General features: G+C 61.0%; 15 protein-coding genes and 1 pseudogene. 12 read left to right on the top strand and 4 right to left on the bottom strand.

Features of this window, described 5'->3' with window-relative positions:
* Window positions 1-231: 231 nt before the first annotated feature.
* The 11 genes from HGO38_RS30030 to HGO38_RS29980 all read left to right on the top strand — a co-directional run bounded on the left by HGO38_RS30030 (window position 232) and on the right by HGO38_RS29980 (window position 11132).
* The gene (locus HGO38_RS30030; protein WP_502941666.1) at window positions 232-696 is read left to right on the top strand and encodes an IS110 family transposase; all 465 of its coding nucleotides are present in this window, start codon (window positions 232-234) and stop codon (window positions 694-696) included.
* A gap of 180 nt (window positions 697-876) precedes the next feature.
* Window positions 877-1617 carry a histidine utilization transcriptional repressor HutC gene (hutC, locus tag HGO38_RS30025; RefSeq protein ID WP_250959460.1) on the top strand — a complete coding sequence of 247 codons (741 nt, stop codon included), beginning with the start codon at window positions 877-879 and terminating at the stop codon, window positions 1615-1617.
* 765 nt (window positions 1618-2382) lie between these two features.
* Complete coding sequence (locus HGO38_RS30020; protein WP_250959459.1) at window positions 2383-3264, top strand: glycine betaine ABC transporter substrate-binding protein; 882 nt, start codon at window positions 2383-2385, stop codon at window positions 3262-3264.
* Between the two features lie 95 nt (window positions 3265-3359).
* Window positions 3360-3977, top strand: coding sequence for an ABC transporter permease (locus tag HGO38_RS30015; RefSeq protein WP_250959458.1), 618 nt, complete (start codon window positions 3360-3362; stop codon window positions 3975-3977).
* Between the two features lie 9 nt (window positions 3978-3986).
* Window positions 3987-4628, top strand: a complete 642-nt coding sequence (locus tag HGO38_RS30010) for an ABC transporter permease (RefSeq protein ID WP_250959457.1) — start codon at window positions 3987-3989, stop codon at window positions 4626-4628.
* Window positions 4625-5557 (top strand): ABC transporter ATP-binding protein, encoded by a 933-nt coding sequence (locus HGO38_RS30005; RefSeq protein WP_250959456.1) that lies wholly within the window; start codon window positions 4625-4627, stop codon window positions 5555-5557. Before HGO38_RS30010 ends, HGO38_RS30005 begins: the two co-directional genes overlap by 4 nt.
* 19 nt (window positions 5558-5576) lie before the next feature.
* A complete protein-coding gene (locus HGO38_RS30000; RefSeq protein ID WP_250959455.1) occupies window positions 5577-6323 on the top strand; it encodes a DUF427 domain-containing protein in 747 nt (248 codons plus the stop codon).
* Entirely contained in the window at window positions 6320-7333 is a 1014-nt protein-coding gene (locus tag HGO38_RS29995; protein ID WP_250959454.1) for an LLM class flavin-dependent oxidoreductase, read from the top strand. Before HGO38_RS30000 ends, HGO38_RS29995 begins: the two co-directional genes overlap by 4 nt.
* A complete protein-coding gene (locus HGO38_RS29990; RefSeq protein ID WP_250959453.1) occupies window positions 7330-8655 on the top strand; it encodes an LLM class flavin-dependent oxidoreductase in 1326 nt (441 codons plus the stop codon). Before HGO38_RS29995 ends, HGO38_RS29990 begins: the two co-directional genes overlap by 4 nt.
* Before the next feature lie 9 nt (window positions 8656-8664).
* A complete protein-coding gene (locus tag HGO38_RS29985; protein ID WP_250959452.1) occupies window positions 8665-9666 on the top strand; it encodes an ornithine cyclodeaminase family protein in 1002 nt (333 codons plus the stop codon).
* Complete coding sequence (locus HGO38_RS29980) at window positions 9663-11132, top strand: HAL/PAL/TAL family ammonia-lyase (protein WP_250959451.1); 1470 nt, start codon at window positions 9663-9665, stop codon at window positions 11130-11132. Before HGO38_RS29985 ends, HGO38_RS29980 begins: the two co-directional genes overlap by 4 nt.
* Before the next feature lie 65 nt (window positions 11133-11197).
* On the opposite strand, the pseudogene HGO38_RS29975 reads toward HGO38_RS29980, so the two are convergent.
* From HGO38_RS29975 to HGO38_RS29960, 4 genes and pseudogenes are all read right to left on the bottom strand, one after another.
* A pseudogene (locus HGO38_RS29975) lies at window positions 11198-11489 on the bottom strand (IS3 family transposase); the annotation flags it as partial.
* A 145-nt stretch (window positions 11490-11634) separates the two neighbouring features.
* Window positions 11635-12312, bottom strand: a complete 678-nt coding sequence (locus HGO38_RS29970; RefSeq protein WP_250959450.1) for a DUF1028 domain-containing protein — start codon at window positions 12310-12312, stop codon at window positions 11635-11637.
* Window positions 12313-12405: 93 nt separating this feature from the next.
* On the bottom strand, window positions 12406-12819 hold the full coding sequence (locus tag HGO38_RS29965; protein ID WP_250959449.1) for a RidA family protein: 414 nt from the start codon (window positions 12817-12819) through the stop codon (window positions 12406-12408).
* Window positions 12820-12874: 55 nt separating this feature from the next.
* The gene (locus HGO38_RS29960; protein WP_250959448.1) at window positions 12875-14125 is read right to left on the bottom strand and encodes a flavin-containing monooxygenase; all 1251 of its coding nucleotides are present in this window, start codon (window positions 14123-14125) and stop codon (window positions 12875-12877) included.
* Between the two features lie 276 nt (window positions 14126-14401).
* On the opposite strand from HGO38_RS29960, the gene HGO38_RS29955 reads away from it, so the two are divergent.
* Complete coding sequence (locus HGO38_RS29955) at window positions 14402-15355, top strand: LysR family transcriptional regulator (protein ID WP_250959461.1); 954 nt, start codon at window positions 14402-14404, stop codon at window positions 15353-15355.
* Window positions 15356-15415 lie beyond the last annotated feature (60 nt).

The following is a 15415-nucleotide window of genomic DNA, read 5'->3' as shown; positions in this document are numbered from 1 at the left end:
CCACTTACTTCGTCCGCCGTCGAATTGCGAAACCCTCCGTCCAGTTGTTCGGTGCCACACCATGGTGCTGAAGAATGGCTTGAGCCGGATGCGGGGTGATCCGCATGTCCGGTTCTTAGGGGGCGGCCGCGCAGCAATGCGCCGCTGCTACCCGACCAGGGGCACGGAGCCTCGATAACGGGGCAGGTAGAATTCCGTAGAAAGCTATCAAGGCTACAATTTCGCAAGTTTATGGCGGAACATCCTGCGGCGACCGTGGTCATGGAGGCCTGCGGCAGTGCGCATTATTGGGCACGGGAGATGGCCAAACAGAGCCATGAGGTAAAGCTGATCGCTCCCCAGTATGTCCGCCCGTTTGTAAAGCGCCAGAAGAATGATGCAGCGGATGCCGAAGCGATTCTTATCGCCGCGCAACGGCCGGAGATGCGCTTCATCATTCCGAAGATGGAGGAGCAGCAAGCCAAGGCACTTCTTTTCCGTGGAAGAGAACGGCTTGTCCGCCAACGCACGGAATTGGTCAACGCGTTACGGTCGGTCCTTATGAGTTTGGCCACCCAACCCCGCCCGGGATCGGGCATCTGGAGCGGATCGAAGCGATCATTGAGGATAAGAACAGCGACCGGCCGGAACTGGTTCGCGAGGAGTGCCTCGATCTTTTGCGGCAGATTGCCGAGAAGACGCAACGAATTGAGGTAAAAGCCAAACAGATCGCCTCTTTGGCGACGCCTGAAGCAACCGTTCACGGCTGAGGTGGTAGCTTGCGCAGTCAGGCGGAGTGTTGTTAAGGCTGAGCGGGGCGGGTGGGAAGCACCCGCATGCAAGAGCGCCTGGGTCTTGGCCCTGTGTGTCGATGATATGTGATGAGGTTCACTGACCATGCCCCAGGAAGATACAGGTCTTGTCCTGCCGGCAACCGATCGCCATGATGCACCGCTGTACGAGCGGATGAAGTCGCAGATCAGAGTGCGTATCGACAGCGGAGACTGGCCCGTCAACCATCGCATCCCCTCCGAAAACGAGCTGGTCGACATGCTGGGTGTCAGTCGCATGACGGCCAATCGTGCCCTCAGAGAGTTGGCGAGCGAAGGGGTCATCGTGCGCGTGCAAGGTCGCGGCTCTTACGTTGCGCCGAAGAAGCGCAGCGCCAATATGATGGGTGTGCGCAATATCGCAGACGAGATCGCCGAACGCGGAGGCGTGCATTCGGCAGATCTCGTCTTGATGCAGGCAGAGGTCTGCAATCACGACCTCGCAGACGCACTCGAGACATCGGTGGGTGAGGCAGCGTATCATTCCGTCATCGTCCACAAGGAAGACGACCTGCCAATTCAACTTGAAGACCGCTTCGTCAACGCTCTGGTGGCATCGGACTATCTGCAACAGGATTTCCGAGAAACGACCCCCAATGCCTATCTGAGCAGGGTCGCGCCCATTTCCAAGGCCGAACAGTTCGTCGAGGCGGTCCAGCCCCAACCATGGGAATGCAAGCTCTTGTCCATCGCTCGCTCCGAGCCTTGTCTTCTCGTGCGGCGGCGGACCTGGTCGTCTAGCATCCTCGTCACATCGGTGCGGTTGCTTTATCCGGGCAGCCGCTACAGGCTGGAGAGTTCCTACTGAGGATCGCTCACCGGCTGCAGGTAAAGTGGATGGCGTGGGTCGTCATGCGCCTTCAGGAGATAGCGGCGACGGAATGGCTGCGTGATGTTTTTTCCTCAATGTCGGTCATCAAACGTCTGGCTTCAGCCACTTCCCCGGGTGCAAAGCGACTGAGATGCCCGAAACTGACTGTGTCGATCGCTGCGGTATCCGCCCTGTTGCTCGCGACCGCCGCATCCCGGCGAACGATTACGACACTGCCGGAAAGGGGCCCTTCGCAGCCTTCATAGGTATAGCAGGGCGTAGCCACCAAGCGGACCTGGCCCCTGAGCGACCGCATATAGGGATAACCGCAGGTCTGAGCGAGAACCAGATCCGGCCTATGCAGGCCTCGTCATGGGCAATATCGGTGGAAAGTGCGTAGGGGAGATCGGCGACACCATAATCGGCGAGCGCCGTCGGCAGCACCGCCCAGAAGGCCGCGTTGGCGGCTGCGACCGGCTTGGGCGCTGCATACATCAAGAGGCTTGCCAGCACGACTCGTAGACCTCCCTGGGTCAGAACCGACGAAATGGATAGTTATAGACAACTTGATCGCCGGATCCGCACAATCGCGAATGTCCGTTGATTTTATAGAGACAATCGGCGCACTCCGCCGGACTAGGTGCCTAATGAGGTATTTTATTCTACCGATGCCTATACAATTAGTATACAATCGCACGCCATATCCGTTGCCCTCCTCTAACCTTCCTTCAGTTGCAACAGAAGCGAGAACGGGAAGACGTTATGGGCTTTAAATCAATTGCAGGGATTCTGGTCGGCGCCTTGATGAGCGGCATTGCCGCCCTTCCGGCCCATGCCGAGCCGGTCAAGATCGGCAGCAAAAACTTCACCGAGCAGTTCGTCGTTGCCGAAATCTATGCCCAGGCGCTCGAGAAGGCCGGCATCGAAGTAGAGCGTCGCCTGAACCTCGGCGCGACGCTGGTCGCGCACACCGCTCTGGTCAATGGCGAAATCGATCTCTATCCGGAATACACCGGCACGGCGCTTGCCGCCGTCGTAAAGGGCGACTTGGCCGGTTCGGCCGACAAGATTTATGGTGAGGTCAAGGACTATTACGAGAAGAACCTCCAGCTGACGCTTCTCAAGCCGACCAACATCAACAACGGCTATGCCATCATCCTGCTGCCGGAAACGGCGGAAAAGTACAAGCTCAAGACACTGAGCGATCTCGGTCCGGTGTCGAAGGATCTCACCTTCGGCGCTGAAGGCGGCTTTGGCGAACGCAAGGACGGTCTTCCGGGCCTCAAGCAGGTTTACGGTATCGAATTCAAGGAATTCAAGATCTTCGCCAAGCTCGGCATCCGCTACAGCGCCGTGACCAACAAGGATCTCGACGTTTCCTACGGTTTTGCCACTGACTGGCAGATCGAAGACAGCAAGCTGGCCGTTCTGGACGACGACAAGAAGCTGTTCCCGCCCTATTTCCTCGTGCCGGTCATCCGTCAGGACACGCTGGCGAAAAACCCGAAGATCGCCGAAGTGCTGGACAAGGTCAGCCCGCTGCTCGACAATGAAACGCAGCGGACCCTGAACGCCAAGGTGGAACGCGACAAGCAGGAGCCAAAGGACGTTGCGGCAGAGTTTCTGAAGGAAAAGGGTCTCTGATCCGAAGCTGGATGACCACTCGACAAGTATGATCATGCGGCCGGAGCCTGTTCCGGCCGCCTAACCGTTTGACACCAGGTCAGGACCATCCGCCATTGTATTGGGCCCCGAGACACATTCCGGAAATCGCGCTAGCGGTTTGGCAGCATATCGTCCTTTCGGTGTCGTCCGTCGCCATAGGCCTCGTCATTGCACTGGCGCTCGGGATCGTTTGCGCCCGACGGCCCCGGCTCTATGCGGTTGCCCTGACGATCACCAACATCATTTTCGTCATTCCGAGCCTGGCGCTCTTTGCCTTTCTCATTCCCTTCTTTGGCCTCGGCACAAAGCCGGCCCTGATCGGTTTGTCGTCCTATTGCCTGCTGATTCTGCTGCGAAACATTGTCATTGGCCTTCGCAACGTTTCACCGGATATTCTGGACGCGGCGGACGGAATGGGGTTCAGCCCGCGCCAGAGGCTCTGGCGCATTGAACTGCCGCTGGCCGTGCCGCTGATCATCTCCGGTGCGCGCATTGCGCTGGTCACCGTGATCGGCATCGCCACCATCGCCGCCTTCATCGATGGCGGCGGCCTTGGCACCATCATCCTGATCGGCATCGACCAGGAATATCCGGAAAAAATCCTGGTCGGCGGCCTGCTGACTGCGCTTCTCGCAACCATCTTCGACTTCACGCTGACTTGGGCGGAGCGCGCCCTCGTCCGCTGGCGATAGGAGGCGACGATGGTTGCCGAGGCCTTCTTCTGGATTGTCGAAAACCAGGGCCAGTTCCTGCGGGCGCTCTGGCGCCATCTGTTGATGTCGGGGATCTCGCTCGGACTTGCCGTCTCCATTGCGCTACCGTTGGCTGTCCTGATCGTCAACTACAGCCGCTTCGCATTCGTCGTCATCAACGTCGTCAACGCAATGCGCACGGTACCAAGCCTGGCAATCCTTGCGATCATGCTGCCCCTGTTCGGCATCGGCATCGGCCCCTGTATCGTGGCGCTGACGGTGCTCGCCCTGCCGCCGATCCTTCTCAATGCCTATGTCGGCCTGCGCGATGTCGATCCAGATGCCGTAGAGGCCGCGATCGGCATGGGCATGAGCAAGGGACAGGTCATGCGCTCCATCCGCGTGCCGCTCGCCGCCCCGGCCATGTTTGCCGGTACGCGGACGGCGGCGGTGCAGGTGCTGGCCGGCGCCACCCTCGCCCCCTTTATCGGCGGCGGCGGACTCGGCGACTTTATTGCGACCGGCATCAGCATGATGAACACTTCGCGTCTACTCGTCGGTGCCGTGCCGATTGCGCTTCTCACCCTCACCACCGAATTCAGCTTCGGCTGGCTGGAGAGAAAGCTGTTTTCAGAAAGAGACCCCACATGATCCGCATGGAGAACGTCACCAAACGCTATGCCGCGGACGCGCCACCATCGGTCGACAATCTGACCCTCGACATTCCGGAAGGCTCCACGGTCGCGCTCATCGGCCCCTCAGGCTGCGGCAAGACAACGACCATGCGGATGATCAACCGCCTGATCGAGCCGACAGAGGGCCGGATTTTCGTCAATGGCGACGACGTCACGCAGGGAGATCCCGTACTGCTGCGCCGCCATATCGGGTACGTCATCCAGAATGTCGGCCTGTTTCCGCATATGACCATTGCTGAGAACATAGCCTCCGTGCCGGTTCTGCTCCATTGGTCTCAGGAAAAGATTGCTGCGCGCACGGACGAGCTTCTGCATCTGGTCGGGCTCGACCCCAAGGAATTCCTCAACCGCTATCCACGGCAGCTGTCCGGCGGGCAGCGCCAGCGCATCGGGGTTGCCCGTGCGCTGGCGGCCGATCCCTCCGTGATCCTGATGGACGAGCCCTTCGGCGCCATCGATCCGATTGCCCGAACGCGACTGCAGGACGAGTTCAAACAGATCCTCAAGCGCGTCAGAAAGACCGTCGTCCTCGTCACGCATGATCTCGACGAGGCGATCCGCCTGGGCGACCGCATTGCGATCATGCGGGCTGGCAAGATCGTGCAATACGATACGCCCGATGCGATCCTCTCCCATCCCGCAGACGCGTTTGTCGAAAGCTTCGTCGGCGTGGATCGGGCGATCAAACGCCTGAGCCTGTTCACGGTCCGCGACGCCGTCGCGACCGGTGCTCTTCCGGCCGGCACGGCAACCATAGCGCTTGATACGAATCTGCGGGATGCGCTGTCGCTGCTGATAGCCGCCAACACCGACCGGCTGGGCGTCATCGGCGCAGATGGTCAGTCGGCAGGCATCCTAACCCGTGATGCCATCTTCGCAGTCTGACTTTGCCCGGAGCCTTGCCATGTCGCTTGCCTATCGTTCCACCGCAGTGCCGGCCGTTCTGATCGAACCGACGCATCGCCGTATCCGGTTGCTGCACGGAGAAACCGTACTTGCCGACAGCGAGCGTGCCATCGTCGTCTACGAGAACGACGGTCACCCGGTCTATTATCTGCCCGCCGGTGACTTCCGACCGGGCGTCCTCACACCCGGCGAACGCACGGAAGCGTCCGAGCGGCTCGGCGAAAGGCGGTACCACGATGTTTTAGGGGTGGGCGCTGCAAAGGCATGGTCGCATGATGGTGCGGCAATCGGTCTGCCGGACCTTGCCGGCTACGTCACGGTCGAATGGAGCGCGGCGCGCTGGTTCGAAGAAGATGAGGAAATCTTCCGCCACCCGCGCAACGTCTACCGGCGTGTCGATACGATCGCCAGTTCGCGGCTCGTGGAGGGGTTTGTCGCCGGCCAGCTCGTCGCCCGTACACGCAGAGCCATCTTCCTGTTCGAGACGGGCCACAGGACACGCTACTATTTTCGCCGCGAGGACGTGATCGCGGGCAGCCTGGTCCCGAGTGAGTTGCACACATACTGCCCCTACAAGGGCGAGGCCTCCTATTTTCATTGGGAGATCGACGACAGGCGTTACGACAACATCGTTTGGTTCTATCCCGAGCCGTTGCCCGAAAGCAGCCGCATCGCCGGCCTTGTCGCCTTTTATGAAGAGAAGATCGAGGCGATCCGTGTCAGCGCTTCTGAGCCACGGCCATGATCGTCGGTCTTTCGCTGACGCCGTTCGGGCATGGTTCGGAGGCCTGGCGGCAAGCGCCGCAGTCCGCTCAACTCGGCTTCCATGCCTTCCTGACGCAAGCGCAAGAGGCCGAAACGGCCGGCGTGGATTTCCTGCTGCTCGCCGACGAGTTTGCAGCACCGCCGCGTGACCACCTGTCGCCGACGGCCACGCCGTTTGATCCGACCCTGCTGATCTCGGCTCTGGCGACGAAGGTCCGGCGCATCGGATTCCTTGCCGCACAGGCCACTGCCCAGCACGCGCCCTATCATCTGGCCCGCAGGTTTGCTTCGCTTGATCTCATAAGCGCTGGACGCAGCGGATGGCTTGCCATCACGGCCCCCGACACGCTGGAGCGGGATGCGGAATATCTCGAGGTCGTCAACGGGCTATGGGACAGTTTCGAGGATGAAACCTTCGTCTATGACAAGGCCGCCGGCCGATTTTTCGGGCCCGAAAAAATGCACGTGCTGAACCATCGCGGCCGGAATTTCTCCGTGCGTGGACCGCTCAATGTCAACCGCTCGCCCCAGGGACAGCCGGTGGTTGCGCTACTCGCCAGCAAAACGCTATCGCCGTCTTTGGCGCAGCGCGCCGACGTCATTCTGATTGCGGGCAGATCGATCGACGGGGTCACCGCCACAAGCGAGGCGGTTCGTGCGGCTGTGGCTGCGAACGGACGGTCTCCCAAGGGCGTGCGTCTCCTCGCACTGGTGGCACCCTTTGCCGAAGAGGCGTCAGCAAGCGTTGCCGCCCTTCCTGTCGGTGGAGCGGCTGACCAGGTCGCCGCCGCCCTTATCGGGCTGGTTGCCAGCGCAAATCTCGATGGCATCGTGGCGCTTCCACCCACAGTTCTGGCGGCCGACCGCTTTCTGGCTGAGATCCTGCCGGCGCTTGGCGAGCGCGACAATCGCGACGGCCAGACATTGCGAGAAAGGCTCGGCCTGCCACGACCGGTCCATCCGGCCACTGCTGGAGAGGTGAAGCCATGACCGAACGACGCTTGATGCGCCTCGGCGCCTTTCCGATGGCGGGCGGCCATCATATTGCCGCCTGGCGACACCCTGAGGCGCATGCCCGGGCAGGAAGCGACATCGACCACTGGATCGGTCTCGCCCGGACTGCCGAACGCGGAACCTTCGACATGCTGTTCGTCGAGGATGCCGCAGCCATCCGCGAGCGCAACCCCGAGCTTGCAAGCCAGGCGGCCCGGTCCACGAGCTTCGAGCCTTTAAGCCTGCTCGCCGCCTTGGCCGCGAACACCTCCCATCTCGGCTTCATCGCTACCGCCTCGACGACCTATAACGACCCCTTCGGTCTCGCCCGGTCCTTCGCAACCCTCGATCAGATCAGCGGCGGGCGCGCCGGCTGGAACCTCGTGACCTCGGCGAGTGAGCTGGAAGCCGAGAACTTCCGGGCCGAGGGCCTGTTGCCGCATGGCGACCGCTATGCGCGTGCCGAGGAATTTGCCGACATCGTGCTGTCCCTGTGGGACACCGTCGGCCACGATGCCTACCTACCAGCAGGCGGCGACGCCTTTTCCGATCCGACGAGACTGAAGCCGCTGCACCACCGTGGTGCGCATTTCTCCGTCGACGGAATTCTGCAAATGCCACGCTCGCGTCAGGACCGACCGATCATGGTCCAGGCTGGAGCATCAGACACCGGCAAGGAACTCGCGGCGCGCACCGCCGACGTGGTCTTCGCGGCCTCACAGACCCTTGCGGAGGCCCAGGCCTATTACGCCGATGTTAAGAAACGCCTGCCGCGCCATGGGCGCCAGTTCGACGATCTGAAGATCATGCCCGGCCTTTCTCCGGTCGTCGGCAGTACCGAGTCCGAGGCTCGCCGCAAGTTCGAGGAGCTGCAGGAGCTCATTCCGGACGCCGTGGGCGTGGGGCTGCTGTCGAGCTATCTCAGTGCCGGCGATCTTGCCGCCTATCCGCTGGATGGCCCCCTGCCGGACATGCCGCAAAGCAATCTCATGCAGAGCCGCCAGCAGCTCGTCATCGATCTCGCCCGGCGCGAGAAACTGTCGATCCGGGAGGTCGCGCGGAATTTTGCCGGCGCGCGCGGCCACTGGCAGGTGATCGGCACGCCGGAACAGATCGCCAACGCCATGGAGGAACGATTTTTGAACGGTGCTGCCGATGGCTTCAACATCATGCCGCCGTTCTTCCCCTCGGGCCTCGAGGATTTCGTCGACGGCGTCATTCCGGAACTGCGCCGGCGCGGACTGTTTCGAGAGGCCTATGACAACGACACGCTGCGCGGCAATCTCGGCCTTGCCATCCCGCGCCATGAAACTACGTGAGGACACGCCATGGAACCGATCTACATCGACTATCTCAACGCCTTCGACATCGAAGCACTGGCCATCGGCGATGCCGAAATCCTCGGGGCCATCGAAACGGCCCTCGCTGCCCAGGGCAATGGACAGACGGTGATCGAGCCGCGTGTCCATCTGGAACCGAACCCCGATTTTCATGGTCACTTCAATGTGCTGCGCGGCTATGTTGCGCCGCTCGGTCTGGCTGGCGTCAAGATCGTTGGAGACTATGTCGACAATTACAAACTCGGATACCCCTCCGAATTCGGCGTGCTGAACCTGTTTGATCCGCGCACCGGCGTTCCAAAAGCGATCGTTGACGCCACGGTGATCACCGACATGCGCACTGGCGCCGTAACGGCGACGGGTGCCAAATATCTGGCGCGCAAGAATTCAAAGATTCTCGGCCATATCGGGGCGCGCGGCACGGCCTACTGGAACGTTCGGCTTCTCGATCATCTCTTCGATTTCGACGAGATCAGGGTGCATTCGCGCCGCCCGGAAAGCCGCGACGCCTTCGGTGAAAAGCTGGCGCGCGACCTCGGCAAGAAGATCACCGTGGTCGACAACTGGCGCGATTGCGTCGAGGGTGCCGATATCGTCGTCGAAGCCTCGCGCCTGCCGGCGCCAGAACCTTTGCTGAAAACCGATTGGATCAAGAAGGGCGCATTTGTCGTGCCCTATGGCACGATGAGCGCCATCGAACTGTCGCTGACCGAGATCATGGACAAGCTTATCGTGGATGACTGGGGCCAGTGCAAGGGCGGCAAATTCGGCTCGCTTCGGGCTCATGTCGAAACGGGCCGGCTTTCCGAGGCGACCCTTCATGCCGAACTCGGCCAGATCGTTGCCGGCCTGAAACCCGGACGCGAGAGCGATGACGAGACCATCCTGTTTTGGCATCGCGGCCTTTCGCTGAGCGACATTGCGCTCGGCCATGCACTGCTGACAAAAGCCAAGGCCGCCAATATTGGCCAGCGGCTTCGCTTCGCATGACGACGGTCGTTCTTCGGGGTGCTGGAACGCGGATCCACGACATCGTTCGTATCGCGCAGGATGGAACCGCCATCGCCGTGGCCGAGGAAACGCGCGCGCGCCTGCAGCGCGCACGCGCCATTCTGGAGACCGCGGCAAGGGATGGCCAGCAGATCTACGGCATGAATACCGGGCTCGGTGCCAATCTTAACACCCCCGTTTCCGCCGATTTCGAGGCCTTCCAGTTCAGCATCATCCGCGGGCGGGGTGCAGCCGTCGGAGAGCCGCTGACGCGAGCGCAAACCCGTGCCGTCATGGCCGCTCGCCTGTCTATGCTCGCGGTCGCCGGTTCGGGCATTTCTCCCGCGGTGTTCGACGCACTCGTTTCTCTTGTTAATGCCGGAATTCACCCCGTGCTTCCCTCCATCGGCTCGATCGGCGCCGGTGATCTCGTCTTGTTGTCTGGAATGGCACGGGCACTCGTTGGCGAAGGCGAAGTGGAGTTTCGGGGAGACGTGCGACCGGCAGCCCAAGCGCTTGCCGAAGCCGGCCTAGAGCCAGCCATACTCGGCCCAAAGGATGGCATTTCGCTTCTTAACGCTTCCGCAGTTTCGGTCGGGCTCGCTTGCCTCGTGCTTTCCGATACGGCTCTGCTGCTCGATCGCCAGAGGCAGGCGGCGGCCTTGTCCTTCGAGGCGCTCGGCGGCAATCCATCGATCTTTACCGCCGCGATCCAGCAGGCACGGCCCGCGCCCCGGCAGGCGGAAGAGGCAGCCCACCTGCTGAAACAACTGGAGGGTTCCGAGCTGCTGGAGCGGCAGCCTCATGCGATCCAGGACCCCTTGAGTTTCCGCTGCATCGCACCTGTTCACGCCGTTGCCGCCGATGCCCTGGCGAAGGCACAGGAGATTGTCGAAATCGAACTGAACGCAGCGGCCGACAATCCGCTCGTGATCCTTTCCGAGGAACGCGTTCTCTCAACCGGCAATTTTCACACGCCGGCCCTGTCCCTTGCCTTCGAGACCCTGGCGCTTGCCGTCGCCCATGTCGCGCATGCCTCCGCCGCGCGCTTCGTTCACCTGACCGGTGCCGGCCGCAACGGTCTGCCACGCTACCTTTCTCGGATGGGCGGCTCTTCGGCCGGCTTCGTGCCAATGCAGAAGACAGTCGTTTCGCTGCATGCGGCCATCCGCCATGACGCCAATCCGGTCATGCTTGACGGACTGCCGGTGTCGGAGGGAGCCGAGGATTTGGCCACGCAATCGGTGCTCGCGGTCAGAAAGTTCGCCAACATCCTCGATCATTGGCAATTGCTCATCGCCTGCGAATTGCTGGCCTCGGCGCAGGCGTTGGACTTCAGGAGCGGTCATCGTCCCGGCTCGGGTGTGCAGAAGACCCATCGATACGTAAGGGCGATTGTTCCTTGCGCAATCGAAGATCGCCCGCTTGGAGATGATGTTGCTGCCTTGAATCAGATCCTTCGTTGAATAGGGCTGTACAAGCGGTGACCTGAGACCCCACTTCCCTCCGGTTTTCGGGAGAGTCTTGGGGATCAGAGCATCCGCTTTTCGAACTCGACGGGCGACAGCATCCCGTTCCTGACGTGCTTGCGTTTCGGATTGTGGAACATTTCGATGTAATCGAACACGTCCTGGCGAGCTTCATCGCGTGAACGGTAGACCCTGCGGCGTATTCTCTCGCTTCAGAAGATTGAAGAAGCTTTCGGCCACCGCATTGTCATGGCAGTTGCCCCGTCGGCTCATCGAGTGAACGAGATTGTGGTGCTTCAGGAACGCTGCCCAGTCCATGCTGGTGAATTGCGATCCCTGATCCGAATGCACCAGTCCGTGATCTGACGAACCGCGTCCCGCTTAAACGCTTCGCTGAAATTCGATTTGCTCATGATGATCTTCTTGCCTCAAAATTAGGAAAGAAGGCGTCTACAAATCTCCGGGCTGTTCAATTTACCGCGCTCGCTGACAAGAAGTATCACTCGTCGCCAGGCACGCCATAAGATGGAGCAGCCAAGGGATTGAGTGCTCGTGTCACGTAGTCCTGTGCCTGCGGCTTGTAGATTTCCCAAGCCCTGGCCACGGCTGCAATCGGGCAGCCCTCGTCCAGCCAGTCGATCCGCAGCTCGGCATAAGGCCAGGTTTCCTTGTCGACAATCAACAGGCCTGCCGATCGAACCGGGCCTGCTTCTCCGCCGGCATGGACGGCGGCGTTGAGTGCGGCGATCAGTCGATCTCCCAAAGCGCCTGAGTTCGCCTCGAACGCCTCAATCATCGCCTTCGGAACGCCTTCATTGGCCAGAAGGTTGCCGGCGGCAACACACTGGTGCCCCACCGCCGAGGTCCAGGTTCCAAGAGCATTGGGGCCTGAATGAATGGCGGTGCCGCCGTGCGCATCGACCGCCAGCAACTGGCGGTAGCCGGGAAATTCATCACTCAGTCTCGACGTTGCTACGGCCTCCGAAGCGCCAGCACCTTTTGTAAGTTCGTCCAGCATTCTCGGTCCAAGTGCGGGATTGGTCACGTTCTGCGTCGCAACCGCTCCGATACCCGCACGAGCCCAGGCGCAGCGGGCTGCCACGGCGGGAGAGGACGACGAGATCGCCACACCAAACTGGCCGGTCTGCGCGCAACGAGCGACGATGGAGAAGGTCATGGGAACTCCTGTATCAGTACGATGAGATATTGGTTCCGGTCTGCAGTCTGCGTCGGCCGGTGAGAATGCCGCCCGAGCGCATTCCAAAACGCATCAGTCGGGGATGACGGCCGTCGCGTCGATCTCGACCAGCCATTCCGGTCGTGCCAGTGCTACGACGACGAGTCCGGTGCAGACCGGGAAAACGCCTTTGATGTAATCGCCCATCGTGCGGTAGACTGCTTCGCGGTGGCGAATGTCGGTGAGATACACTACCAGCTTGGTGACATGCTCCATCTGCCCGCCAGATTCCTGCACCAGCTGGCGGATGTTCTGCATCACCTTGTGGGTCTGCTCGACCGGATCGTGGCTGTCGATGTTCTTGGCGGTATCCAAATCCTGCGGGCACTGGCCACGCATAAAGATCATCGTGCCGCGTGCGACAACGGCCTGGCAGAGGTCGTTGTCGAGCTTCTGTTCGGGATAGGTTTCCTTAGTGTTGAACTTGCGAATGCGCGTATGGGCCATTCTCTTCTCCATCGGATTGTTTATGCGGGAATGCCGGCCGGTCTCGACCGGTTGATCAGGGTTGCGGCGCGTAGGCGAGATAAGTGTCCTGGATGAGGATATGGTCGGCCACGTGCTTGGCATCGTGCCAGACACCCCAGATGAAGCTGGAACCGCGCCCGGAAAGCCAGGGAAGGCCGAGGAAATAGATCCCTTTTTCGGCAGAAATGCCTCGCTGGTGTTTCGGCCGACCGGCCTCGTCGAAGGCGTTTACCTTCAGCCAGCTGTAGTCCGAGGCGAAACCTGTCGCCCAGATGATCGTGGTCACGCCGGCGTCGCGCAGGTTCAGTTCGCGCATCGGATTGGTGATGCAGTCGACCTCAGGTCCAAGAATGCGCGCCTGCGGCTCTGGCGCAAGATCGAGGCCATTGCGGGCGACGTAGGCATCCGCCTCGTCGAGCAGCGACAGGTAGTTTTGGTCGCCGCGATCAAGGTTGCGGGCAAGATCGTCGGCAAAGGCAAGCATACCGTCGCGATATGTGCCGGTCATGCCGGCCAGGAGCATGCCCTGTTCTGCTAGGCGGCGGAAGTCGATCGTCTTGCCGCCATGGGCGCCGCTTACGGCAATGGTCACGTGCTCCGAGCCGGGAGCCTGCGCCTGTGCGTCCCATTTGCCGAGAACGCCGAGCCACCAGACGAAATCGCGGCCGCGATAGGCGCGGGGAGGGCGGTCATGCGGGCCAACGGAAAGATAGACCTTGCGGCCGGACAGCATCAGCTCCTCGGCAATCTGCACACCGGATGAACCGGCGCCGACGACCAGCACGGCACCTTCTGCAAGCTGGGAGGGATTGCGGTACTCGCTCGAATGCATCTGTGTGACGCCGGCATCCGCAGGCACGATCGCCGGGATGCTCGGGCTTTGAAACGGTCCTGTGGCGGCAACCACGTTGAGGGCCTCGATCACGCCCTCCGACGTTTCGACGCGGAATCCGGGGCCGCTTTCAAGGCGCTCGACCTTGGTCACATCGACGCCGCAGCGGATCGGCGCCTTGTGCAGGCCCGCATAGGCTTCGAAATAATCGGCGACGCCGTCCTTGGGCACGAACGCGTCCGGGTGGCCGGGGAAATCCAGGCCGGGAAAACGGTCATGCCAGGCGGGACCGTTGGCAACCAGTGAATCCCACCGCATCGAACGCCAACGTTCGGCAATACGGCCGCGCTCAAGGACGACGTGGTCGATACCGTTACGGTTCAGATGTTCACTCATGGCCACACCTGCCTGCCCGGCACCGACGACCAGCGTATGGATCTTTTCGACTGACATGAACGCGCCCTTTCTCTTTCGCCAACATTTGCCGATTGGCGCCAGCTATCGTTCCGCTCTAGCGAACGGTTGGTATTCGGAAAATTACGAATTGCTGCAGCACTGGTTAGGATTGCCGAAAGCAGGAGGTGGGCGTCGACGCGCAATTGCCAAAAGGGCGGAAAGCGAACATTAACATTTTTGAAAAATCGCAACTCGCAAGCTCGCCGCCGTCGCTGCTCCATCGGCGTGGATGCACCCGGTGGCTTCGGGCGTGAAATCTGGATCGGGTATCAAATGCGCTTCACACTGCGTCAGCTAGAATATTTCATCGCAACCGCCGAGGCGGGTTCCATCACGCTCGCATCGGATCGCATCCGTGTTTCGCAACCCTCCATCTCCACCGCGATCTCGCAGTTGGAACTGGAGCTTAATACCCAGCTTTTTCTCAGGCGCCACGCGCAGGGCCTGTCGCTGACGCCCGCCGGGCAGAAGTTGCTGCTGCAAGCCAAGGCCGTGATCGAGCAGGTCCAGAACCTCTATACGGCGGCATCCGAAGCGACGGACCAGATACGCGGAACACTGTCGCTGGGTTGCCTTTTGACCTTTGCACCCATGTTGCTGCCGGAAGTTAGCCAGAGCTTCAAGGCGGCCTATCCCGGCGTCACTGTCCGGCCGACTGTCGCGGATCATCGCACGCTGCTGACCCGGCTGGAGCGCGCCGAACTGGATATTGCACTCTCCTACGATCTGTCGGTTCCCGAGGGGTTTGACTTCACCCCGCTTGCGGAACTGCCGCCCTACGTCCAGGTGGCAGAGACCGATCCATTGGCGGCGCGTTCCGCGATCTCGCTTGCCGAACTGGAAGAACATGAGTTCATCCTGCTCGATCTGCCTCTCTCACGGGATTATTTCCTCGGGTTGTTCGCCGCTGCCGGTGCCAATCCGAATATCGTTGCTCAGATCCAGCACCAGGAGGTCATCCGCACCATGGTCGCCAGCCGTTACGGCTACACGCTTGCCAATGTCCGACCCAAGAACAAGGCAGCGCTGGATGGCAGACGATTGGTCAGCCTTCGTCTGTCGGGTGAACACAAGCCTATGCGTATCGGTTTGATCCGTGTCGGCCAGCAGGTATCCACCCGGCTGGTGCGGACTTTCGAGGAGCATTGCAGCAACCTGATCTCCGACAATTACGTGCCGGGCATGGAAGCTCCCGTCCTCAACTTGCGCCGCACGGTCAAAAGCTAGGCTCGCTTTTTTCAAAGCATCAGTTTCGAATATCCTAGTTTTCTTTTCGATCGCTGGCTG

The sequence above is a fragment of the Rhizobium sp. CG5 genome, from assembly GCF_023701945.1.
Taxonomy (GTDB): domain Bacteria; phylum Pseudomonadota; class Alphaproteobacteria; order Rhizobiales; family Rhizobiaceae; genus Allorhizobium.
Note: the sequence above shows the minus strand (reverse complement) of the source record. Positions and strands in the feature narration are given on the sequence as shown.